Origin of the sequence: Salinigranum halophilum (assembly GCF_007004735.1) — an archaeon.
Taxonomy (GTDB): domain Archaea; phylum Halobacteriota; class Halobacteria; order Halobacteriales; family Haloferacaceae; genus Salinigranum; species Salinigranum halophilum.
Genome location: NZ_ML660182.1, coordinates 602,816 through 624,108, shown reverse-complemented (window position 1 = coordinate 624,108; position 21,293 = coordinate 602,816). Strand labels below are relative to the sequence as shown.

Sequence of the window (21,293 nt, the reverse complement as noted above, 5' to 3'; positions counted from 1 at the left end):
CACCGCGTCGAACCCACCCAGTCGTCCATCGGGACCGACGAAACGGCGGTGATTCGCACGCGTGCGAACGACTCAGCCGAGGAAGTCGACGATGGTGCCGTCGTCGACGACGAGGTTGTACGCCTCCTCGTCGTCGTTCCAGAGCGCGAGCACCTGTTCGAGTCGGAGCACGGAACCGTACGGCGCGGTCGCGAGCGCCTCGTTGAGCGAGGTTCGCCGCGTGAGGACGCCGAAGACGCCCGTCTCCTCGCTCCCGTCGCCGAGCTTGAACAGCGGGTTGGCGTCGGCGTCGTCGGTCAGGTCGTGGCTCAGCTTCACGGCGAGGAGGTCGATGCGCTCGGTGACGTGTCTGTCGAGGTCGGCCATCTTCGCGTGACGCGTCGGGTTCGCCCGGAGGTCGCTACGCCGCGTCCCGTCGGGCCGCAACACGGCGTACGCGAACTGTACGGTGGTGTTGACGAACGCGTCCGCGTCGCCCACACCCGCAGCGAGCCGCGACTGGAACGGCGGCACCTCGAGGTCGGCTCTGACGTCGAACGACCAGCCCCGGTCGGACGGCTCCGTGTCGGGCCACAGGCGGAGCGTCGGCGCGTACACGGTCACGCCGGTCCGAGACACCACCTCGCGTTCGACCGTTCGGAGGGCGGTCGCGGTGTTGAGGTCCGCCGGTTCGAGCGCCACGACCGACCCCTCCGGACCGAGCGCGTCGAGCGAGGACTCGACGACTGCGACGGGGTCGTCTAGCTCGCTGAGCACGTTCGAGAACAAGACGAGGTCGAACGGGTCTGTACAGAGCGCACCCAGGTCGAGGTCCTCGACCCGCGAGCGGTGGACCGTGTGGTGGAAGTTCCGGCCGGTCTCCGCGAGGAGGTGGTCGAGCACTGCGGCGGCGTCACTCGGTTCGACGGCGTGGTAGTCGACCAGCGCGTCCTCGGCGTGCCGGGCGAGAAAGTCGTGGAGGCCGAGCGCCGGCCCGCCCGTGCCCGCACCGACGTCCAGGACGCGAATCGGCGTCGTCAGCAGGTCGCGCTCGGTCAGCGTGTCGAGGACGTAGCCAACCGTCGCGTAGTAGTCTGGGAGGTGGTAGATGCCGTAGGCGGCGGCGACCTCCTCGTCGTACTCGACGGGGTGTTGACGGTAGTACTGTTCTTTCAGCCGACGGATGGTCTCGCGCAGGCGCGCCGCCGACTCCCCCTCGTGCCAGTCGAGGCCGTACCGCTCGACCAGGAGGTCCTCGAAGGCGTGTGCGTACCGCTCGGGGAACGCCTCCGGCGACCACCCGCCGGTGACCACCCGCTCGGGCGCGGGGACGAACGTCCCGTCGTCCCGCTCGACGAGGCCGAGGTCGACGGCTTCCTCGCGGAGGACCTGCCTGACGACGGCGGGGTGCGGCGTCCCCTCGACGTACTCGTGTATCTCCTCGGGGTCGACGGGGCGGACGTTGCGGAGGTACTTCGCGTTGGCGACGATGCCGTCGCGGTCGGTCGTCGTCATCGCTCTCCCCCGCTCGCGTCGCCACCGCTCGCCTCGTGGTAGAGCGCCTCGAACTCGTCGCCGTCGGCGGCCGCGACTCGGGCGGCCGCCTCGGCGACCCGCTCGGCCCCCTCGAACGTCTCCTGAATCTCACGGTAGACGCGCGGCGTGCCCCCCGTGACCATCCCGACGGCCTCGGTGAGGGCAGCCGATACCGGTGTGTGGAACTCCGGGCGGACCGCACGAGCGGCGAGCGCGAACGCGAGGACGGCCGCGTGGGCGCTGGCTTGCACCGTCTCCATCGCCCGGTCGTGCTCTGCGGGGGTCGTCTCGAACACGGTGTTCCCCGCCTCTTCGAGGGCGGCGCGGACGCGGTCCGTCGTCGGTCCTGCGGCGTCGACGACGCTCGCGACCGTCCCGGGGGCGTTCGCCGGGGCGAACAGCGGATGGAAGCTGATTCGTTCGTGGTCCGGGGCCGCGTGGCGCATCGCCTCGACCGGCGCGGCCATCACGCCCGAGACGTCGACGAGCGCCGTCCGTGCGCGCGGCGCCTGCGTCGCGACGCTCGTCTCGACGGCCGAGATGGGGACCGCGACGCAGACTGCGTCGAAGCGCTCGTCGTCGTCGAGGGGGACCTGCCGACCGCCGAGCGCCTCCGCGGCGGCGGCGGCGACGGTCGGGTCCGCGTCGGCGAACGCGACGTCGACCGCTCCCGGAACGTTCTCCGCGACGGTGTCGGCGAACCACCGACCCATCGACCCTGCGCCGACGACGAGCAGTTTCATCGACCCACCGTAACTCGGGCCGTCGCAAAAGGCTTCGGAACCACTCGTCACCCGCCTCAGTCGACCGGCGTGAGCCGGACCCGTGACCACGGGACGGGCGCTTCGTCGTGACCGGTGAGCGTCCCGTCGACCGAGACGGTCTCCGGGTCGACGGGCGCTTCGAAGTGGACCGTGAAGAGCGGCGTCGCCGCGTCGACCGTCTTGCCGTTCCCGTCGACGTCGACCGCGCGGGCGCGGACGACTCCCGACCCGTCGTCGAACGTCTCGAAGAGACGCGTCAGAAGGCCCGGTTCGACAGTCTCGACGGCGGCCGCTGCCCGGAGGGTGAGTTCGTACCGCCGGACGCCGGCCGGCGGAGCCTGCACGACGACAGCGACGCGCCGAGCGTCCCGTCCCGACCCCGCGTCCGGTCCCGTCTCCGCCTCGGCGTCGCCGTCGGCGTTCGTCCCGCTCTCGCCGCCGTCGCTGCGATACGTGTCGGGCGCGCGGTCCGCCCGTCGAGCGGGTGGCTCCTCGTCGTCGGTCGGTTCACGGAACAGCCGGGCGAGTCGGTCCACCAGAGACACGGCTCCGCAGAGGGACCGGACGGAAAAGAGGATGCCGGCCGCCGTCGTGCACCCGCGGTTCGTCTCGAGATGCAGACACGTCCACGAGTCGGAAGGACCGCGTCAGCCGTGCGTCAGACGCTGATAATCTCGTCTGATAATAAGAGGCGATGAGTTATAGCCGGTAACACAGACAGTCTCGGACGATGAAGTTTCCACGGGTCTCCGGTTCGAATCTCGAAGGGGACCACCGCTCCCTCCCTGACGGGTTCGACGGAGACCCGACGTTGCTCGTCATCTCTTTCCAGTGGCAACAACGGTCACTCGTCGACCCGTGGTGTTCTGTCGCCGAGCAACTCGCGGCGCGGTACGACGCGTTCGAGTACTACGAGTTGCTCGTCGTCGACTGGCGGAGCCGGATGCTCATCGGCCGCACCCGTCGGGCGGACCTGCTCACGGCCGACCAGCACGACCGGATGCTCGTCCTCCGGGTGAACAAACGGCAGTTCCGCCAGTCGCTCGGCCTCCTCGGCGAGGACACCGTCTACGCGCTGTTGCTCGACGACGAACACGTCGTCCGCCAGGCGGCGGGGTTCCCCGTCTCGTCGACTGTCGACGGGTTGCGGACCCTGCTCGAAGACTGGGAGGACGCCCGCCCGTCGGCGGAGGCGGGTCAGACGACGAACTCGACGGGGTAGTCGGTCAGGTTCTCGTACCCCGTCTCGGTCACGACGACGAGGTCCTCGATGCGGACGCCGCCCACCGACGGGTCGTAGAGGCCGGGCTCGATGGTGACGACGTGTCCCGGGCGTAGCTCCTCGCCGTCGGGGCTCACCCGCGGGCGCTCGTGGACGTCGAGGCCGACGCCGTGGCCCGTCGAGTGGATGAATCCGACCTCCGTGTGGGGGTCCGACCGGAGGGTCGGGTAGCCGGCGTCCTCGTAGACGTCACAGACCGCGTCGTGGACGGCAGCGCCGGTTACGCCGGGTTCGAGCGCCGCGAGGGCGGCCTCGCGCGCCTCGTCGGTCACGTCGAAGCGGTGTCTGAGCTCCGCGGTCGGTTCGCCCTTCACGAACGTCCGGGTCATGTCCGCGTGGTACTTCGTCTCCTTCGAGCACGGGAAGATGTCGACGATGACGGCTTCACCCGCCCGGAGGGGGCCGCTCCCACGGTTGTGGGGGTCGGCGGCGTCCGCGCCGCAGGCGACGATGGTCTCGTCGAGGCCGCAGCCGTGACGCAGGAGCGTCACCTCGATCTCCTCTTTCACCCGCTCGGCCGTCAGGGGCTCGTCGTCGTGGCGGAGTCGACCGTCGTCGTCGACCGTCGCCGCTCGAAGCAGGTCCTCCGCGGCGGCCATCGCGGCCTCGTTCGCCCGCTGTGCAGCCCGGATGTTGTCGACCTCCGCGCTCGATTTGGTCGCGCGCATCCCCGCCACCACGTCGGTGTGGTCGGCCGTCACGTCGACGCCCGCCTCGCGGAGCGCGTCCCCCACGCCGAGCGGGAAGTCCGCGGGCACGGCGACGCTCCCGACCGCGCGGTCGGCGAGGAACGTCGCGACGGTCCGCGCGCGGCCCGTGATGGGGCCGTGTTCCCCGACCCGGGCGCGGTAGTCGTAGTCGACGAGCCGCGAGACGGAGGCGGCTGACTCGACCTTCGTCGCGCGGCCGTACTCGAGACTCGACACGAGGAGGTGGACGCCTCCGGCGGTCCCTTCCTCGCCGTCCGCGTCGCTCGGGACGTAGAGCGTGACGAACGGGTCGGGCGCGTCGAACGCCGAGAGGTACCGCTGGTTCGAGTCGGTCCCGTCGGCGTCGACGAGATAGCCGTCGACGCCGGCGTCGACCAGGTAGTCGTCGAGGGCGCTGAGGTCGCGGGTCATAGCCCTCCCTCGGAGAGCGCGGGCAAAACCGTTGTCCCCCGCTCAGTCCCGGTGGGGGAACTCGCCCTCGATGACCGAGACCAGGCTGTCGAACTCCTCGCCGAGGTGGACGAGCAGGTCGTCGAGCGTCACGATGCCGACGAGGTCCCGGTCGCGCATGACCGGGACGCGCCGGACGCCCTCTTCGCGCATGCGCCTGGCTACGTCGGCCACGTCGTCGTCGGGGTCGACGGAGAAGACGTTCGTCGAGAGGATGTCGTTGGCGATGCACTCGTCGGGGTGGCGGCCCTCGGCGAGCCCCGACACCACGAGGTCACGGTCGGTGAGCAGTCCGGCGACCGTCCCTTTGCCGTCGACGACGACCACGCTCCCGACCCGCTCGTCCCGCATGACGTGCGCGACGTCGGTGAGCGTCGCCTCGAGGTCGACGGTCACGACGTCGCGGTGTGCGATATCCTCGATAGCCATACCGGACGTACGTCGACGGTGGATAAATCGCTAGGGTCGGCCGACGCCAACTCGCCGGACACCTCGCTCGCCGGGTCCGGTAGCCTTTCGTCGCCGCTCCTCCACGCCCGCGTATGGACGTCTCTATCAGGCCCTCATCCGTCGCGGGGGACGCACGTGCTCCGCCGTCGAAGAGCTACACACACCGCGCCATCCTCGCTGCGGGCTACAGCGAGACGGCGACCGTCGAGGACGCGCTGGTCAGCGCGGACACCCGCGCGACGATGCGTGCCGTGGACGCGTTCGGCGGCACCGTCGACCGCAACGGCTCCACGGTCGACGTCGAGGGGTTCGACGGCCGTCCCGCGGTCCCGGACGACGTCATCGACTGCGCCAACTCGGGGACGACGATGCGGCTCGTTACCGGGTGTGCGGCGCTCGGCGACGGCCTCACGGTGCTGACGGGTGACGACTCCCTGCGGTCGCGTCCGCACGGCCCGCTCCTCGACGCCATCGCACAACTCGACGGCCGCGCGGAGAGCACGCGCGGGAACGGCCAGGCCCCGCTCGTCGTCGGCGGCCACGTTTCCGGGGGACAGGTCTCCATCCCCGGCGACGTCTCCTCGCAGTTCATCACCGCCCTGCTGATGGCCGGGGCGGTCACCGAATCGGGTGTCGACGTCGACCTGGAGACCGAACTCAAATCCGCGCCCTACGTCGACATCACGGTCGAGGTACTCGCCGACTTCGGGGTCGAGGTCGAGCGGACCGACGCGGGCTTCTCCGTCCCGGGTCGGCAGTCCTACGAGGCCGAGGGCGGGACGTACCGCGTCCCGGGCGACTTCTCGTCGATGTCGTATCTGCTCGCCGCGGGAGCGGTCGCCGGCGACGACGGCGTGACGGTCCACGGCGCGCGTCCGAGCGCACAGGGCGACTCGGCCATCGTCTCCGTCCTCGAACGGATGGGTGCGGACATCGACTGGAATCGGGACGGGGGCACGATCGACGTCTCCCGGACCCCGCTGTCTGGCGTGGAGGTCGACGTGGGCGACACACCGGACCTCCTGCCCACCATCGCCACGCTCGGGGCCGTCGCCGACGGCGACACACGCATCGTCAACTGCGAACACGTCCGGTACAAAGAGACCGACCGGGTGAGCGCGATGGCCGAGGAGCTGACGAAGATGGGCGCATCGGTCACGGAAGAACACGACGTCCTGACCGTTCACGGCTCCGACACGGACCTCGTCGGTGCCGACGTCGATGGCCGCCACGACCACCGCATCGTGATGTCGCTGGCCGTCGCGGGTCTCGTCGCCGAGGGCACGACGACCATCACCGGAGGCGAGCACGTCGACGTCTCCTTCCCCGGCTTCTTCGACGTCCTCGACGGGCTGGGCGCGACCGTCGGGCGTGAGTGAGGGGGCGTCGCTACTCCGCGCGCCACTGGCCGGTCCGTCCGGCCTCGGTCCGGCGGGCGATGGCGTCGACCCACCACAGCTTGAGGCCCATCGCGACCAGACACGCGACGACCGTCGTTGCCGGCCGCCGCTTCCAGGCGGCCCACAGCGCCAGCAGCGTCGCTGGCACGTTGAGGAGGTTGAGGACGTTCGGGTAGCCGAGGTCCATCGAACCCTTCCCCTCGCCGAGCCACTCGCGCTCGGCGAGGACGATGCGGGAGAGCCACGAGTCGGTCCGCGCCGGCGGGGGGAAGGCGACGGGGTTGACGACGGTGAACCCCAGCGTCGCGAGGAGGAGTCGCCCGTCGCGGGTGTACACCGCGTACAGCAGGGCCGGCATCGTCAGAAAGCGCGTCCCTGCGCTCCAGGGGTTGGCGTGGCGTTCCCAGAAGGTGTCCTGCAGACGGCTCCGGAGGGAGGGGCTGTCGGAGACCATACCTCGCTGTCGATGGCCGGGGACAACACCGTTCCGGTCCGACGCGGACGTTCTGGCGAGGCTGACCGGCAAGGCGGGCACGTTCCGCACCGTTGAAATGCCCACCCTTCCCACACCCACGTAATGAACGGAAACCGATTCGGTCGTCTCTTCCAGGTGACGACCTACGGCGAGTCTCACGGCGAGGCGATGGGGGTCACCGTCTCCGGCTGTCCGGCGGGACTGGAACTGTCGGAGGCGGACATCCAGCGCGAACTCGACCGACGCAAGCCGGGGCAGTCGATGATCACCACGTCGAGAGGCGAACCCGACGAGGTCGTCATCAACTCCGGCGTCCAGGACGGCTACACCACGGGGACGCCCATCGGGATGGTCATCCAGAACAAGGACGCCCGGTCGAGCAAGTACGAGCCGTACGTGACGGCACCGCGGCCGAGCCACGGCGACTTCACGTACTCCGCGAAGTTCGGGACCCGGAACTGGGGCGGCGGCGGGCGTTCGTCGGCGCGTGAGACGGTCAACTGGGTCGCGGCGGGCGCTATCGCGGGGAAGATTCTCGAACAGCACGGCATCGAAGTGAAGGCGCACGTCAACCAGATCGGTGACATCGAGGCCCCACCAGTCACGTTCGAGGAGATGCTCGAACACACCGAAGAGAACGAGGTGCGGTGTGCACATCCCGAGACTGCCGAGCGGATGCGCGAGCGTATCGACCAGTACCAGAAGGAGGGCGACTCCATCGGCGGCTCCATCTACTTCGAGGCACAGGGCGTCCCCCGTGGACTGGGCGCGCCGCGGTTCGACTCGTTCCCCGCCCGTCTGGGTCAGGCGATGTTCTCCATCCCCGCGACGACGAGCGTCGAGTACGGCCTCGGGAAGGAGGCGCGCGAGTGGACCGGGCTCGACAGAAACGAGGACTGGGAGTTCGACGAGAGCGGTGACCCGGTCCCGGAAGGGAACAAACACGGCGGCCTGCAGGGCGGCATCACGACCGGTCAGCCCATCTACGGCGAGGCGACGTGGCACGCGCCGACCTCAATCCCCAAACAGCAGAAGACGGTCGACTGGGAGACCGGCGAGGAGAAGGAGATTCAGGTCGTGGGCCGACACGACCCCGTGCTTCCACCCAGAGCCGTCCCGGTCGTCGAGGCGATGCTGTCGCTCACCATCCTCGACTTCATGCTCCTCGGTGGGCGAATCAACCCCGACCGCCTGGATGGCGAGGTCGGCGAGTACGACACCGACTACCACCCCTCGTCTCCTGACAATTCGTAGCGCCGGAACGTCGACGCGGTCGTTCTCTCTTCGAAAGTCGAAGAGATCCGTCAGTGGATTTCTTCTCTTTTCACGCGTGTGTGGGTATACAATATAAGGTCTATCATCATCTTTCCTTGTCAATCCATAGCAAAGTCTTTATTCAGTACGTCGCCAAGTTTGTCGATAGGGCCCACGGGGCCGTGACCACACTATGACTGATGACGAACTCATCTGGCGAATCGCGGGGGGTTCCGGAGACGGAATCGCCTCGACGAGCCAGAACTTCGCGAAGGCTCTGATGCGGTCGGGGCTGCACGTATTCACACACCGACACTACCCGTCGCGCATCCGTGGCGGCCACACGTACACGGAGATTCGCGCGTCCGCCAACCCGGTCGAGTCGCGTGGCGACGGCTACAACTTCCTCCTGACGCTGGGGGACTCGTTCGCCCGCAACCCCTCGGAGGGTGCGTACTACGGCGACGAGGAGCAGAAACCGCTGTACGAGAACCTCGACGAACTCCGTGAGGGTGGCGTCATCGTCATCGACTCGGGGCTCGTCGACACCGACTCCGTCGAGGACTTCGACGAGCGGGTCGAAGAGAACAACTGGCACGTCTACGAGTTCGACTTGCGCTCGCTCGCTCGCGAGCACGGTCGCGAGGTCATGCGCAACACTGCCGGCGTCGGCGTGACCTGCGCGCTGGCCGGCATCGACCGCGACTGGATCATCGAACTGATGACCGAGGCCATGCCGGAGAAGATCCTCGAGCCGAACCTCGAGATTCTCGACGAGGCCTACGAGATGGCGATGGAGCGCGAACACACGCACGACGTCTCCGTCCCCGAAGGCGAGCACGACGAGGAACAGGTGCTCCTCTCGGGGTCTGACGCCATCGCCTACGGCTCCATCGACGAGGGCTGCCGCTTCATCTCGGGCTACCCGATGACGCCGTGGACGGAGGTGTTCACCATCATGTCGCAGAACCTCCCCGAACTCGGCGGCATCTCCGAGCAGGTCGAAGACGAGATCGCCGCGGCCGCGCTCGCGCTCGGTGCCTCCCACGCGGGCGTCAAGGCCATGTCCGGGTCGTCCGGTGGTGGCTTCGCGCTGATGTCCGAACCGCTCGGCCTGGCCGAGATGACGGAGACACCCGTCGTCTTCGTCGAGGCGATGCGCGCCGGTCCCTCGACGGGGCTGCCGACGAAGCCCGAACAGGGCGACTTAGAGCACGTCCTCTACACGTCACAGGGCGACTCGAACCGCGTCGTCTTCGCGCCGTCGACCGTCTCGGAAGCGTACACCCAGACGCGACAGGCGTTCAAGCTCGCCTACGAGTACCAGATTCCCGCCATCGTCATCTACGACCAGAAGCTCGGCGGCGAACTCGTGAACGTCCCGGCGAGCCACTTCGACGAGGCCCCGAACCCGGACCTGGGCTCGGTCCTCACCGAGGAGGAGATCGCCGAAGCGCCGCACGACCCCTCCGGGAAGTACAACCGCTTCCAGCACAACGTCGAGAAGGGAATCAGCCCGCGCTCACTCCCCGGCCAGAAGGGTGGGCGCTTCCTCGCGACGGGGAACGAACATATGCCCGCCGGGCACATCAGCGAGGACCCCGAGAACCGGGTCTTCCAGATGGACCGCCGCATGGAGCGCGTCGAGAACATCCGGAAAGACCTCGACGCGATGGACACGAGCCACCAGACGCCGCACGGCCCGAGCGAGGCCGAGTACGGCATCCTCACGTGGGGCTCGAACCAGGGGACCGTCTTCGAGGCCGTCGACCGCCTCAACGACGACGGCTACTCCGTGAAGGCGCTCTCGGTCTCGGACATGATGCCCTACCCCGTCGAAGAGGTCGAAGCGTTCATCGAGAGCGTCGACGAGGTGCTCGTCGTCGAGATGAACGCCTCGGCGCAGTTCCGCGGTCTTACCCAGAAGGAACTGGGCCGCTACGGCGAGAAGCTCGCCAGCCTCCTCAAGTACAACGGGAACCCCTTCGAGCCCGCAGAGATCGTCGACGGCTTCGTGACCACGGTCGTCGAGAACGACACGCTCCCGGGAACCGAGACCAAGTTCGTTCCCGCCGCAGGTGACTAACCATGAGTGTATTCAGTGCAATCGGTGAAGAGACGGAACACGACCAGAACGAGTTCACCCCCGGGCTCGAACCACAGCCCACGTGGTGTCCCGGCTGTGGTGACTTCGGCGTCCTGAAGGCGCTGAAGGGCGCGGCCGCCGAGTTGGGTCTGAGCCCCGACGAGATGCTCCTCTGTACGGGCATCGGCTGCTCGGGCAAGCTCAACAGCTACTTCGAGAGCTACGGCTTCCACACCATCCACGGCCGTTCGCTGCCCATCGCCCGCGCCGCCAAACTCGCCAACCCCGGCCTGACCGTCGTCGCCGCGGGTGGCGACGGCGACGGCTACGGCATCGGCGGGAACCACTTCATGCACTCGGCTCGTGAGAACCACGACATGACGTACATCGTGTTCAACAACGAGATCTTCGGGCTGACGAAGGGCCAGACGTCGCCGACGTCGCCGAAGGGGCACAAGTCGAAGACCCAGCCCCACGGGTCGGCGAAGGAGCCGCTCCGCCCGCTCTCGCTGTCGCTCACCTCGGGCGCGTCGTACATCGCCCGCACCGCCGCGGTGAACCCGAACCAGGCGAAGGAGATCATCATCGAGGCCATCGAGCACGACGGCTTCTCCCACGTCGACTTCCTCACCCAGTGCCCGACCTGGAACAAGGACGCCCGGCAGTACGTCCCCTACATCGACATCCAGGACTCCGACGACTACGACTTCGACACCACCGACCGTCGCGAGGCGTCGGAGATGATGGCCGAAACCGAGGACGCCCTCCACGAGGGCACCGTCCTCACCGGCCGGTACTACGTCGACTCCGAGCGACCCTCCTACGGTCAGGAGAAGCGCGCCATCGGCGAGATGCCCGAAGAGCCGCTCGCGGAGCGCTACTTCGACGAGGACTACGAGTGGGAGCGGACCTACGACCTGTTCCTCGACAAGCACCGCTAGGGTCGCGTCGCGGTCCCCTCGGTCGGCCGTTTTCTTTCACCCCGCCCCCGTGTGTACCGCCCGGTCCCGTCGGGCGTTGTACAGGACCGAGAGACGTTTTCTGATTCGCAACATATTTTTCTAACGGACGAAAAATCACCGCTATGGACGTTACCTCTACAGAGGGGCGGATTCTCCGGGCGCTCGAGGAGGATGCACAGGCATCCTACGCCGACATCGCCGAACGGGCGGAGGTCTCGAAGCCCACCGTTCGCAAGTACATCAAGAAACTCGAAGAGGACGGCGTCATCGTCGGCTACTCCGCCGACGTCGACCCGAAGAAGCTCTCGGGGCAGTCCATCGCGATGGTGGGAATCGACGTCGCCTCCGAACGCTACGTCGAGGCGACACGGGCGCTGAAGGCGCTCGATTCCGTCGAATCGTTGTACACCTCCTCGGGTGACCACATGCTGATGGCCGAAGTCCGCGCCGCCGACGGCAACGCCCTCGGCGACATCATCGCCGAGGATATCCTCACCATCGAGGGTGTCACCGCCGCTCACCCCTCGTTCCTCCAGGAACGACTGAAGTAACCGACCCGTCCTCGACGCGACTCGGCCCCGCCCGGTCGTTTAGTTTCACTCCGCTTTGGGAACGCTCAGTAGCCTCGAGTGAGTACGAACGCGTGATGGCTGACCCGGACGACCCCTTCGCTGGTCCGCCCGCCGCGGAGACCGAGGCACGCGTCGTCCTCCACGTCGATATGGACTGCTTCTACGCCTCCTGCGAGCGCCGGCGACACCCCGAACTCGACGGCGAGCCGGTCGTGGTCGGGATGGGGTTCGAACCGGGCGAGACCCACGGCGCAGTGGCGACGGCGAGCTACGAGGCGCGGGCGTTCGGCATCGACAGCGCCCAACCCATCTCGCAGGCGCTCGACGTCCTCCCCCGGGTCGAAGACGGTGGCGAGGGTCACTACCTCCCGGTCGACCTCGACTACTACCGCGAGGTGGCCGCGGCGGTCAAGACGGTCCTCCGCGACTGCGCCGACGTCGTCCGGGAGGTGAGCATCGACGAGGCGTATCTGGACGTCTCCGAGCGGACGTCGTGGGAGCGTGCCGGCGCGGACGGCAGAACACTGGCCGAAGGGTACGGGCGGTACGTCAAACAGCGCATCAGTCGGGAGGTCGGCGTGCCGGCGAGCGTCGGCGTCGCGCCGAACATGTCCACGGCGAAGGTCGCCTCCGACCACGACAAACCCGACGGTCTCGTCGCCGTCCCGCCGAGCGAACTGCGGTCGTTTCTCGCACCGCTTCCCGTCGACGAGATTCACGGCGTGGGTCCGGTCACCGCGCGCGACCTCCGCGAGATGGGAATCGAGACGGCCGGCGACCTCGGCGAGGCGGACCCGACAGTGTTGCGAGAGCGGTTCGGCGACCGCGGGGTGTCGCTGCACCGTCGTGCGCGCGGCGACGACGACCGGGTCGTCGAACCGACGGGACGCCCCAAGAGCCTCTCGCGGGAGTCGGCGTTCACCGAGGCTACCGACGAGTCCGAGCGCGTCCGCGAGCGGGTCAGAACGCTCGCGAGCGACGTGGCGACGCGGGCGACGGACCGCGGAGCGACGTACCGCACCATCGGTGTGAAGGTCGTCACGCCGCCGTTCGACGTGAACACGCGGGAACGCTCGCTGTCGGGGCCGGTCGACGACCCTGGCCTCGTCGAACGGGTCGCGCTCGACCTCCTCTCCGAGTTCGAGGGCGAGCGCGTCCGGAAGGTCGGTGTGCGTGTCTCGAACCTCACGTTCGGTGCCGGTGAACAGGCCCGGCTCGACGGGTACGAGACCGACGACGAGGCGGGAAAAGCCGGTGGACTGCGCCCCGACGGTCGGTCCGAACGGCGACGGCGGTCGGGACAGGCCTCGCTCGCGGAGTTCGACGCCGACGAGACGGGCAGCTGAGCCAGTCGTCAGTCGCTCGTCTGACGTACCTCTTTGTGCGCGGCCGGTTACCTATCCTCAAGACCGCATGACCGAACGGGAGACAATCACAGTTGCAGACGTAAGCGCCGGCCCGGGCGGTGACGGGACTGATCCGGGGACGACCGTCTCGCTCCCCGCCGTCGAGATTCTCACGGGGAGAGGGTTCATCACGGGGAAGTCCGGGTCGGGCAAGTCGAACACAGCCTCGGTCGTCGTCGAGAAACTGCTCTCGGCGAACTTTCCGGTGCTGGTCGTCGACACCGACGGCGAGTACTACGGCCTGAAAGAGCAGTTCGAGATCCTCCACGTCGGCGCGGACGAGGAGTGTGACATCCAGGTCAACCCCGAACACGCCGAGAAGATCGCCTCGCTGGCGCTCGAGCAGAACGTGCCGATCATCCTCGACGTCTCGGGCTACCTCGACGAGAGCCAGGCCAAGTCCCTCCTGCTGCAGACCACGCGGCACCTCTTCGCGAAGGAGAAGAAGCTGAAGAAACCGTTCTTGATGCTCGTCGAAGAGTGCCACGAGTACATTCCCGAAGGTGGTGGGATGGACGAGACGGGGAAGATGCTCATCAAGGTCGGCAAGCGCGGGCGGAAACACGGCCTCGGCATCGTCGGTATCTCTCAGCGACCCGCCGACGTAAAGAAGGACTTCATCACCCAGTGTGACTGGCTCGTCTGGCACCGACTCACCTGGCGGAACGACACCAAGGTGGTCAAGCGCATCCTCGGGAAGGAGTACTCCGACGCCATCGAGGATATGGGCGACGGTGAGGGCTTTCTGGTCACCGACTGGTCGGAGTCGATTCGGCGAGTCCAGTTCCGCCGGAAGACGACGTTCGACGCCGGTGCGACCCCCGGGCTCGAAGATTTCGAACGACCGGACCTCAAATCGGTCAGCGGTGACCTCGTCGACGAACTCCGGTCTATCAGCGACGAGAAGGAACGACGGGAGTCCGAACTCGCCGACCTCAGACAGGAACTCGAGAAGAAGGAGCACCGAATCGCGGAACTCGAACGCGAACTGGAGGAGGCGCGCGACCTGCGGCGGTTCGCCGACCAGATGGCACAGGCGATGTTCCAGAAGGCCGAGGCACCCTATCGTGGTGGGAACGGCCGAAACCTCGATCGGCCCGACGAGCACCAGCGAGCGCTCCGTGAGTACGAGGCAGAGTCGACGGCATCGACTGACGAGGCGACGGCCGCGACTGGAGACGACGGAGGAGACGACTCCAGCCAGGCGTTCGAGAAGGCACTGGACGCGGTCACTGCTGCTGACGAGGAGGCAGCCGTCAACGCCGCGGCGAGTGCAGACCCTGACTCGGACGTGCCGTTCCCGCTCGCCGCTGACCCGGAGATGGCCGACAACGACGACGAACCGTCGGGAGCGACGAACGGCGAGTCGACTGGTGGGGAACGGCTGGTGTCGGTCACAGCCAGCACTGAGCCCGAGACAGACACCGACGCGTCGACGGAGACGTTCAACATCGCGTCGCCACCGCTTCCCGACGGCGAAGTCGGCACCGTCGCCGGCGAGCTCAGAGCACAGCTGGCCGAGTTCGACGCAGTCACCCGCCGGATGCTCGCCCACTACCAGTCACAGGGAATCGGGGACCCGGTCACCGCACAGGTCGCTGCGGGCGGGCCGGGCGACCACAAGGTCGCGTACGCGCGGAACCGCGCGCTTCGAAAGGCCGGATTCGTCAGACACGCCGGTCGAGGCAAGTACGCCTACGCGCTCCCCGACCACGTTCGGAACGAGTACGCGCATCGGCTTCACCCCGACTCGTTCGACGAGGCCGTCGAGGCGGTCGAGGCGGTGTTCACCGACGAGGCGGTCGCTGCCGAGGACGCCGACGAAGCCGAGTCGACCGCAGACTGAGGTCGGCGAGAGACCACCTCGGCGACAGACACCGGACGAGAAACGGGAACTGACTCGAGTGATCGGTGCGACTTACAGTCCCGCGACGAGGTCTTCCAGCGCCGCACGGGGGTCGTCGGCCTTGGCGACGCCCGACGCGAGGAGGATACCCGTCGCGCCGAGGTCCTGGGCGGCGACGACGTCGTCACCGGTCGAGACACCGGCCCCGCAGTAGACGTCGACGTCCTCGTCGACGGCGCCAGCGGCGTCGACCGCGTCGACGACGATGTCGGGGTCGGCGGTCGAAACCGACACGTCGCCGCCGATGAGCTCCGGCGGCTCGACGGCGACCGAATCGGGACCCAGCGCGGCGACGGCCCCGATCTGCTCGGGGTTGTTGCCGCAGACGCACGTCTCGAGGCCGGCACGCTCGGCCGCGTCGAGCGAGGCGTCGATATCGGCGAGCTTCAGCCGGTTCTCGGAGTGGTTCAGGAGGGTACCGACCGCGCCCGCCTCCGCGACTGCCTCGGCGAGCGTGCTCCCCGTGTGCGAGCCGTGCGCGTTCGGTGAGACGTGCTGCGCCCACGTCTCGACGCCCGTCTCGGCGACGCGTTCGATGTGTGCGGCCTGCGGGGAGACCGCGATTCGGATACCGGACTCCTCGGCGACGTCACGGGCGGCCTCCGCGACCGCGACGGGGTCGCAGGGGTACGCCTTGAGGTTCACCAGAATGAACATGCAGATGAGTCTTCACTCTGGCTCGGATAAATAGCTTCACGTCTCGGCGGCGGCACAGCGGCGCTGTGGGAGCACCGAGGCCCGAGAGGGGCTGACAGCCGGGCACCTCGCTCGCGCGGCGTCGGCCCGGACGCCCGCTGTTCGCCGCGCGTCGGTCGCTACGTCACGCGGCGAGGTGGGGTCGGGATCGCACTTGAACGTCCGCCTCGGCCCTGTCTCGTCCGCAGTTACTCGCGGAGCGCCTCGGCGACGTCCTCGACGGCCTCGACCGGTACGTCGTACTCCGTCGCGAGTTCCTCCGCCCGGTGAGCGGACAGTCGAGCGCGGGACGGCGTGCCGTCCGCCGGCCGAATCGGGTCGAGCGTCTCGTCCGACACCTGCAGTGAGACGGCGTCCCACCGCGCGTAGTGGCCCATCGCGTCGAAGTACGCTTTCGTGGCCCGCCGCTCGTCGCGGTGGAAGTCGGCGGTGAGCAGCGCCTCCTCGCCGACGACAGGGCCGGCCTTGACGATGCCCGCCGGATTGACGAGCATGCTCCCGCCGTTGCCGACGCCGAAGCCGAGTTCGTCCTCGTCGAACTGCTCGGGGACGGTGTCGTCCATGTACGCCGAGCAGGAGGCGACGAACGACTGTGTCTCGAAGGCGTACTCGCGGACGGCGGGATAGATGTCACAGGTGTCCTTCGCCGCGGCGGACTCCGCACCGGTCTTGTCGCCAGGATGGCCGCGTTGCTCCCAGAAGCCGGGCCACGCCGCCGCGTGAATCTCCTCACCCATCGCACACAGCGCCGCCTTCGACAGCGTCATGTGGTTCTCGTAGCAGACGAGGCCACCCACGCGTCCGATGTCGGTGTCGTGGGTAGTGAGGCTTGAGGGGTCGCCGCGTCCCCAGATGGTCCGCTCGTCGTGAGTCGGCATCAGCTTCCGGTGGCGTCGCACGAGTCTCCCAGAACGGTCGAAGAAGAACAGCGAGTTGTACAGCGTCTCCGACCCTCGCCGGTCGCTTCGTTCGTTGGTCCCGAGCACGAGGTGGAGGTTCGCGTCGTCGACCGCCTCGCCGATGCGTTCGACGGTCTCGCTGTCGACCGAAAGCGAGTGCTTCGAGAGGTCGACGACGAGGTCCGTCCACCGCGAGATGGACGTGCTCCGTCGCCAGTACGGATAGCCCGGGAAGTACGTCTCGGGGAAGACGAGCAGGTCGACGTCCTCCCGGCCGGCGCGTTCGATCCACTCGATGGTTCGGTCCAGTGTTCCTTCCTTGTCGTGGTACACCGGTGCGACCTGTGCAGCGCCGAGCGTGAACTCCTCGTGGGCTGGTGATGCCATGCCACACCGCACCGAAGCTGGAGATATAAGTCTTGGTCGACCGCGACGCTCACGAGCAGGGAGAAAGCGAGACGGCGACGACGTGCGCGCTCAGTCCTTCCGCTTGACCACGTCGCCGAGAGTCGTCTTCGTCGACGAGCCCGAAGACCACTCGCTCTCGTCGTCGTCGCCGCTCGGTCCCTCGGTGAGCGACACCTCGAGCTTGCGTTCGAGCTTCTTGCGCACGCTGTCGCTCGGGAGGACGTCGCCGCGTTCGATCTTCCGGATGAGGCTGGTCTTCTCGTTGAGTTCGTTCGCGAGGTCTTGCTGGCTCAGCCCGCGGCTCTCTCGGGCCTGTCGAACCTGCTGGTCGTAGTCCGTCGCGATCTCGTCCATGTCGTCGAACATGTCTCGCCGGCGCCGCTTCGACGAACCGTCCGACGAGGACGAAGACGACGAAGAGGAGGCCTTCCCCGACGACGAGGAGGTCGAGTACTTGCTGGACGCCGAGGAGGACGACTCAGTGCGGACCTCGGTGCCGAAGTCCTTGCACTCGTCGCAGAGGTCCAGTTTGGCACCTTCGACCTTGACGGTAGTGAGCGACGACTTGGAGGCGCCGCACATCTCGCACTGGGGCATACCCACAGTAACAGAGCCCTGTGTATAAAAGGTGCGCCAGAGGTGTCGGGAGCGACCCGCTGTACGTCGGGTTCAGCACAGTTCCTTCGACCACCGCCCGAAACACCGACACCACTTACGTCAGGTCTGACCACGCACCCCAGAAACGCTGGAGCGCGGTGAGGTGGCCGACGACGGCGAAGAACGCGAGCAGGAGGCCGACGACGGTGAGCCCCGAGACCAGCGGCTCCGACACGACGGCGGCGACGACAGCCGTGAGCCCCATGAGCGCGAGGCGGTCGGCTCGACCGACGAGACCGCCGTAGGCCCGGCCGAGGCCGACGGCCTGAATCTGTGTTCCCAAATAGGAGGTCATCACGACGCCCGTGACCGCCGCGAAGCCGAGGCCATATCGCCCGACGCCGGCGGCGAGGCCGGCGATGATGACGATGTCGGCGTAGCGGTCCAACACGTGGTCGAGGAAGTCCCCGGCGTCGCTGGCGACGCCCTGTTCGCGAGCCAACGCGCCGTCGACGAGGTCGAGCCAGCCGTTGAGGAAGACACAGACCGCGCCGACGACGTACGCGAAGGGGGTCGCCAGATAGAAGACGCCGCCCGCGGCGACGGCGACGCCGAATGCGATGACACTCACCCCGTTCGGGGTGAGACCGAGCGCGTCGGCGGCGCTGACGAAGGGGCCGAGCGCGCGTGTGGCGACCGGCCGAAGCCTGTCGAGCGTCATCGCTGGAGGTACTCGGTGAAGTCGACCGTGCCGGCCGAGGGCTCCCGGTCGCCCTCGACGGCGGCTTCGACGTCGGCGGCGACGGCCTCGGGCGTCCGGTCCGTCGTATCGACCTCGTACACCGCCTCCGCGCCGTGGTCGCGCACGGACTCGGAGAGGACGACGTCGAGCGCCTCGCTCTCGGCGTTCTCGCGAGCCTTGCGAGCGAGCGCTTGAGACGGCTCTGCCGGCTCTGCGTTCTCGCGAGCCTTCGCCGCGTTCTCACCCCGTTCGCGGAGGCGCGACTCGAGCAGGTCGGGGCGACATCGGAGGACCACGACGCGGTCGACGTCGAGGAGGTGTGCGAGGTGCGACTCGAGAAGCACGACGTCGGCGTCGCTCGATGCCACGTACTCGTCGACCCACGCCGCCAGCGCCTCGACGTCGACGACGAGCGAGTCGCGGTCGGCGTCCCGTTCGGTCCAGAGGTCGTGCTCGCGAACCACGTCGTTGAGGTGGACGACATCGTACGGGAGTCGTTCCGAGGCCGTCGTCTTCCCCGTCCCGGGCGTCCCGGTCAGGGCGACTCTCACGCCTCGGTCACCTCGCGGGCGACCCGGTTGAGCACCTCGACGGCGCGCTTCGTTCCCTCGCGGGTGCCCGTCGAGATGCGGATACATCCGGGCAGCCCGAACGAGGAGCAGTCGCGGACGATGACGCCAGCGCGCTGGCTCGCGTCCGCGACGGCGGAGGCGTCGCCGACCTCGGCGAGGACGAAGTTACCCGCGCTCTCCCAGGTGTGTGCGTCGAGTTCCTCACGGAGGTAGTCGCGGCCCCAGCGGGCGGTCTCGACGCTCTTCTCGAGGTGGTCGTCGTCGTCGAGCGCCGCGCGGGCGGCACGACAGGCGAGTTCGTTCGCCGCGAACGGCGTGTTCACGCGGGCGTACGTCTCACCCCACGCGGCGGGGACGAGCGCGTACCCGATGCGGAGTCCAGCGAGCCCGTACGCCTTCGAGAACGTCCGGGTGACGGCGAGGTTGTCGTGGTCGTCAAGGAGGCCGGCGGCGCTCTCGACGTCGGCGTACTCGCCGTAGGCCTCGTCGACGACCACGAGGGTGTGCTCGTCGACCCGGTCGAGGAGGGTGACGAGTTCGGCGCGGGGGAGTTCGCTCCCCGTCGGGTTGTGCGGCGTCGTCACGTAGACGATTCGCTCGCTGTCGTACGCATCCAGGATTCCCGCGGCCGTCTGTTCGAAGTCGTCCGCCTTCGAGAGCGGGTAGGAGGCGACGGTTCCGTGGTGGTAGCGGGCGGTCATGCCGTAGTAGGAGAAGCCGGGGTCGGGAACGAGGACGCGGTCGCCGGGGTCGAGCATCGCGCGGGAGAGGTAATCGAGCGAGCCGTCGGCACCGGCGGAGACCCACACCTGTGTCGGCTCGACGTCCCACTCCGTCGCGAGTCGCTCCGTGAGGTCCGTGTGCGAGGCTTTCGGGTAGACGTGCACCTTCGGGGCGTACTCGCGGAGCACCTCGACGGCCGCGGGACTCGGGCCGTGGGGGTTCTCGTTCGAAGAGAGCTTCGTCAACTCCTCGGGGGCCATGCCGAGGTCGCGGGCGACCTCCTCGACGCCCCGTCCAGGGACGTACGGGGAGTGCGCGGAGAGGTCCCGTGGTTCCATATAGACGGAAAATGCGGTGCCCGGTTCTTAAGAATGCTCATGCGTCGTCCGGCGGTTCGGCGGCTGCGTCGCCCGCGAAGCCCCTGAATATCCATCCCCGGACACTATGCGACTCTGGACTGATGTACCGATGCCGGCCGGCACTGGGGGAGACGACGGGGAGACCCGACGGGAGCCGCGAGAGGAGTGGCGGCCGTCGTCCTGACTCTGACGCTGCGACTGGACGGGGTGGCTCTGCGGACCGGCCCGCCAGCTTCGGCCCTGCCTGACCCCGACGGCGGCGACGCGGCGCTCGCCCGGCGTGTCGTCGGCCGCGTCAGAGCGCTCAAGTCACTCGGCGTCGTAGCGTGTCTACGGACTGACCGGTGCGGTGCCCTCCGGGGCCGTCCCCACGAGACCACACTCATGATCGTAGAATTCGATATCGACTCGGACGTCCTCTCACACGCCCTCCAGCGCACGCCGGGGATGTCCGTCGTCGTCGACACCCTCGACGCGTCGGACGCGATTCCCCTGCGCCACCTCTTCTGGGCGGCGGGCGGTGATTTCGACAGGTTCGAGGCCGCACTGGAAGCGGACCCGACCATCACCACGTTCGAACACCTCGCCGAGGAGAGCGACGCCCGACTCTACCGCATCCAGTACGCCGCGGAGGTGCCCGAGGTCGAAGCCTACCGGGCGCTGGTCGACCTCGACGGTGCCGTCCTCCACGCCGAGAACGACGGCCAGGGCTGGTTCGTCCGGCTGCGCTTTCCGAGCCGGGAGGCCATCGCCGCGTTCCGCGAGCGCTGCTGGGCGGTCGATTTCGACATACACATCCGCGCGGTCTACGACCGCGACCAGCAGGCGCCGGAACACCGGTTCGGCCTCACGACGGCCCAGCACGAGACGCTCCTCACCGCGCTGAAGACCGGCTACTTCACCATCCCGCGTGCCGCCTCGCTCCAGGACGTCGCGGACGACCTCGACGTCTCGAGTCAGGCCGCCTCCGAGCGACTCCGCCGGGGCATGAAGTCACTCGTCGGCGCGACGCTCGCCGACACCGAAGAGCGAGAGCCGGTCGAATCCATCGAGGTCGACCGGTAG

General features: G+C 68.2%; 21 protein-coding genes. 9 read left to right on the top strand and 12 right to left on the bottom strand.

What is annotated here, in order from left to right; translation table 11 throughout:
- Positions 1–72: 72 nt before the first annotated feature.
- Genes E6N53_RS03250 through E6N53_RS03240 form a run of 3 tightly spaced genes read right to left on the bottom strand, consistent with a single transcriptional unit; the run spans position 73 to position 2,815 of the window.
- Positions 73–1,494, bottom strand: a complete 1,422-nt coding sequence (locus E6N53_RS03250; RefSeq protein ID WP_142856844.1) for a small ribosomal subunit Rsm22 family protein — start codon at positions 1,492–1,494, stop codon at positions 73–75.
- Positions 1,491–2,258 (bottom strand): prephenate dehydrogenase/arogenate dehydrogenase family protein, encoded by a 768-nt coding sequence (locus tag E6N53_RS03245; protein ID WP_142856841.1) that lies wholly within the window; start codon positions 2,256–2,258, stop codon positions 1,491–1,493. Before E6N53_RS03245 ends, E6N53_RS03250 begins: the two co-directional genes overlap by 4 nt.
- A 56-nt stretch (positions 2,259–2,314) precedes the next feature.
- Complete coding sequence (locus tag E6N53_RS03240) at positions 2,315–2,815, bottom strand: hypothetical protein (protein ID WP_142856839.1); 501 nt, start codon at positions 2,813–2,815, stop codon at positions 2,315–2,317.
- Between the two features lie 194 nt (positions 2,816–3,009).
- On the opposite strand from E6N53_RS03240, the gene E6N53_RS03235 reads away from it, so the two are divergent.
- Positions 3,010–3,501 carry a hypothetical protein gene (locus E6N53_RS03235; RefSeq protein ID WP_142856836.1) on the top strand — a complete coding sequence of 164 codons (492 nt, stop codon included), beginning with the start codon at positions 3,010–3,012 and terminating at the stop codon, positions 3,499–3,501.
- Here E6N53_RS03235 and E6N53_RS03230 read toward each other — a convergent pair.
- Together E6N53_RS03230 and E6N53_RS03225 are read right to left on the bottom strand one after the other, a co-directional pair.
- Positions 3,477–4,682 carry a M24 family metallopeptidase gene (locus E6N53_RS03230; RefSeq protein ID WP_142856834.1) on the bottom strand — a complete coding sequence of 402 codons (1,206 nt, stop codon included), beginning with the start codon at positions 4,680–4,682 and terminating at the stop codon, positions 3,477–3,479. The two genes, E6N53_RS03235 and E6N53_RS03230, sit on opposite strands and share 25 nt — an antisense overlap.
- A gap of 42 nt (positions 4,683–4,724) precedes the next feature.
- Positions 4,725–5,150: a CBS domain-containing protein gene (locus E6N53_RS03225; protein WP_142856832.1), complete on the bottom strand. Its 426-nt coding sequence runs from the start codon at positions 5,148–5,150 to the stop codon at positions 4,725–4,727.
- Between the two features lie 113 nt (positions 5,151–5,263).
- Here E6N53_RS03225 and aroA point away from each other — a divergent pair, with 113 nt between their 5' ends.
- A complete protein-coding gene (gene aroA, locus E6N53_RS03220) occupies positions 5,264–6,550 on the top strand; it encodes a 3-phosphoshikimate 1-carboxyvinyltransferase (RefSeq protein WP_142856829.1) in 1,287 nt (428 codons plus the stop codon).
- Between the two features lie 10 nt (positions 6,551–6,560).
- Here the strand turns inward: aroA and E6N53_RS03215 are convergent, their stop codons facing one another.
- Positions 6,561–7,025: a DUF6653 family protein gene (locus E6N53_RS03215; RefSeq protein WP_142856827.1), complete on the bottom strand. Its 465-nt coding sequence runs from the start codon at positions 7,023–7,025 to the stop codon at positions 6,561–6,563.
- 123 nt (positions 7,026–7,148) lie between these two features.
- Between E6N53_RS03215 and aroC the strand changes: the two genes are divergently transcribed.
- The 6 genes from aroC (at position 7,149) to E6N53_RS03185 (ending at position 15,172) form a co-directional block, all read left to right on the top strand.
- Positions 7,149–8,300: a chorismate synthase gene (aroC, locus tag E6N53_RS03210; protein WP_142856825.1), complete on the top strand. Its 1,152-nt coding sequence runs from the start codon at positions 7,149–7,151 to the stop codon at positions 8,298–8,300.
- A 193-nt stretch (positions 8,301–8,493) separates the two neighbouring features.
- Positions 8,494–10,386: a 2-oxoacid:acceptor oxidoreductase subunit alpha gene (locus E6N53_RS03205; protein WP_142856823.1), complete on the top strand. Its 1,893-nt coding sequence runs from the start codon at positions 8,494–8,496 to the stop codon at positions 10,384–10,386.
- Positions 10,387–10,388: 2 nt separating this feature from the next.
- Positions 10,389–11,327, top strand: a complete 939-nt coding sequence (locus E6N53_RS03200; protein WP_142856821.1) for a thiamine pyrophosphate-dependent enzyme — start codon at positions 10,389–10,391, stop codon at positions 11,325–11,327.
- Positions 11,328–11,470: 143 nt separating this feature from the next.
- Positions 11,471–11,899 (top strand): HTH-type transcriptional regulator LrpA1, encoded by a 429-nt coding sequence (lrpA1, locus tag E6N53_RS03195; protein WP_136588993.1) that lies wholly within the window; start codon positions 11,471–11,473, stop codon positions 11,897–11,899.
- A 95-nt stretch (positions 11,900–11,994) separates the two neighbouring features.
- Positions 11,995–13,266, top strand: a complete 1,272-nt coding sequence (dinB, locus tag E6N53_RS03190) for a DNA polymerase IV (RefSeq protein ID WP_142856819.1) — start codon at positions 11,995–11,997, stop codon at positions 13,264–13,266.
- Positions 13,267–13,333: 67 nt separating this feature from the next.
- Positions 13,334–15,172 (top strand): ATP-binding protein, encoded by a 1,839-nt coding sequence (locus E6N53_RS03185; protein WP_142856817.1) that lies wholly within the window; start codon positions 13,334–13,336, stop codon positions 15,170–15,172.
- A 72-nt stretch (positions 15,173–15,244) separates the two neighbouring features.
- Here E6N53_RS03185 and tpiA read toward each other — a convergent pair whose 3' ends face one another.
- The 6 genes from tpiA to hisC form a co-directional block, all read right to left on the bottom strand.
- Positions 15,245–15,889 carry a triose-phosphate isomerase gene (gene tpiA / locus E6N53_RS03180; protein ID WP_136602410.1) on the bottom strand — a complete coding sequence of 215 codons (645 nt, stop codon included), beginning with the start codon at positions 15,887–15,889 and terminating at the stop codon, positions 15,245–15,247.
- Between the two features lie 227 nt (positions 15,890–16,116).
- A complete protein-coding gene (locus E6N53_RS03175; RefSeq protein WP_142856815.1) occupies positions 16,117–17,214 on the bottom strand; it encodes a carbon-nitrogen hydrolase family protein in 1,098 nt (365 codons plus the stop codon).
- Positions 17,215–17,304: 90 nt separating this feature from the next.
- Positions 17,305–17,832 (bottom strand): multiprotein bridging factor aMBF1, encoded by a 528-nt coding sequence (locus E6N53_RS03170; protein WP_142856813.1) that lies wholly within the window; start codon positions 17,830–17,832, stop codon positions 17,305–17,307.
- A gap of 115 nt (positions 17,833–17,947) precedes the next feature.
- Positions 17,948–18,553: a CDP-alcohol phosphatidyltransferase family protein gene (locus tag E6N53_RS03165; protein WP_142856811.1), complete on the bottom strand. Its 606-nt coding sequence runs from the start codon at positions 18,551–18,553 to the stop codon at positions 17,948–17,950.
- Entirely contained in the window at positions 18,550–19,125 is a 576-nt protein-coding gene (locus tag E6N53_RS03160) for an adenylate kinase family protein (RefSeq protein WP_142856809.1), read from the bottom strand. The genes E6N53_RS03165 and E6N53_RS03160 overlap by 4 nt, the downstream gene beginning before the upstream one ends.
- On the bottom strand, positions 19,122–20,207 hold the full coding sequence (gene hisC, locus E6N53_RS03155; RefSeq protein ID WP_142856807.1) for a histidinol-phosphate transaminase: 1,086 nt from the start codon (positions 20,205–20,207) through the stop codon (positions 19,122–19,124). The genes E6N53_RS03160 and hisC overlap by 4 nt, the downstream gene beginning before the upstream one ends.
- Positions 20,208–20,612: 405 nt before the next feature.
- On the opposite strand from hisC, the gene E6N53_RS03150 reads away from it, so the two are divergent.
- Entirely contained in the window at positions 20,613–21,293 is a 681-nt protein-coding gene (locus E6N53_RS03150; protein ID WP_142856805.1) for a helix-turn-helix domain-containing protein, read from the top strand.

Bases quoted from the DNA above. Each gene is read 5' to 3' on its own strand.
- E6N53_RS03185 (WP_142856817.1), top strand. From the start codon at position 13,334: ATGACCGAACGGGAGACAATCACAGTTGCAGACGTAAGCGCCGGCCCG.
- E6N53_RS03245 (WP_142856841.1), bottom strand. From the start codon at position 2,258: ATGAAACTGCTCGTCGTCGGCGCAGGGTCGATGGGTCGGTGGTTCGCC.
- E6N53_RS03150 (WP_142856805.1), top strand. From the start codon at position 20,613: ATGATCGTAGAATTCGATATCGACTCGGACGTCCTCTCACACGCCCTC.
- E6N53_RS03230 (WP_142856834.1), bottom strand. From the start codon at position 4,682: ATGACCCGCGACCTCAGCGCCCTCGACGACTACCTGGTCGACGCCGGC.
- E6N53_RS03235 (WP_142856836.1), top strand. From the start codon at position 3,010: ATGAAGTTTCCACGGGTCTCCGGTTCGAATCTCGAAGGGGACCACCGC.
- E6N53_RS03215 (WP_142856827.1), bottom strand. From the start codon at position 7,025: ATGGTCTCCGACAGCCCCTCCCTCCGGAGCCGTCTGCAGGACACCTTC.
- lrpA1 (WP_136588993.1), top strand. From the start codon at position 11,471: ATGGACGTTACCTCTACAGAGGGGCGGATTCTCCGGGCGCTCGAGGAG.
- E6N53_RS03250 (WP_142856844.1), bottom strand. From the start codon at position 1,494: ATGACGACGACCGACCGCGACGGCATCGTCGCCAACGCGAAGTACCTC.
- E6N53_RS03175 (WP_142856815.1), bottom strand. From the start codon at position 17,214: ATGGCATCACCAGCCCACGAGGAGTTCACGCTCGGCGCTGCACAGGTC.
- tpiA (WP_136602410.1), bottom strand. From the start codon at position 15,889: ATGTTCATTCTGGTGAACCTCAAGGCGTACCCCTGCGACCCCGTCGCG.
- E6N53_RS03200 (WP_142856821.1), top strand. From the start codon at position 10,389: ATGAGTGTATTCAGTGCAATCGGTGAAGAGACGGAACACGACCAGAAC.
- E6N53_RS03165 (WP_142856811.1), bottom strand. From the start codon at position 18,553: ATGACGCTCGACAGGCTTCGGCCGGTCGCCACACGCGCGCTCGGCCCC.
- E6N53_RS03170 (WP_142856813.1), bottom strand. From the start codon at position 17,832: ATGCCCCAGTGCGAGATGTGCGGCGCCTCCAAGTCGTCGCTCACTACC.
- E6N53_RS03225 (WP_142856832.1), bottom strand. From the start codon at position 5,150: ATGGCTATCGAGGATATCGCACACCGCGACGTCGTGACCGTCGACCTC.
- hisC (WP_142856807.1), bottom strand. From the start codon at position 20,207: ATGGAACCACGGGACCTCTCCGCGCACTCCCCGTACGTCCCTGGACGG.
- dinB (WP_142856819.1), top strand. From the start codon at position 11,995: ATGGCTGACCCGGACGACCCCTTCGCTGGTCCGCCCGCCGCGGAGACC.
- aroA (WP_142856829.1), top strand. From the start codon at position 5,264: ATGGACGTCTCTATCAGGCCCTCATCCGTCGCGGGGGACGCACGTGCT.
- aroC (WP_142856825.1), top strand. From the start codon at position 7,149: ATGAACGGAAACCGATTCGGTCGTCTCTTCCAGGTGACGACCTACGGC.
- E6N53_RS03205 (WP_142856823.1), top strand. From the start codon at position 8,494: ATGACTGATGACGAACTCATCTGGCGAATCGCGGGGGGTTCCGGAGAC.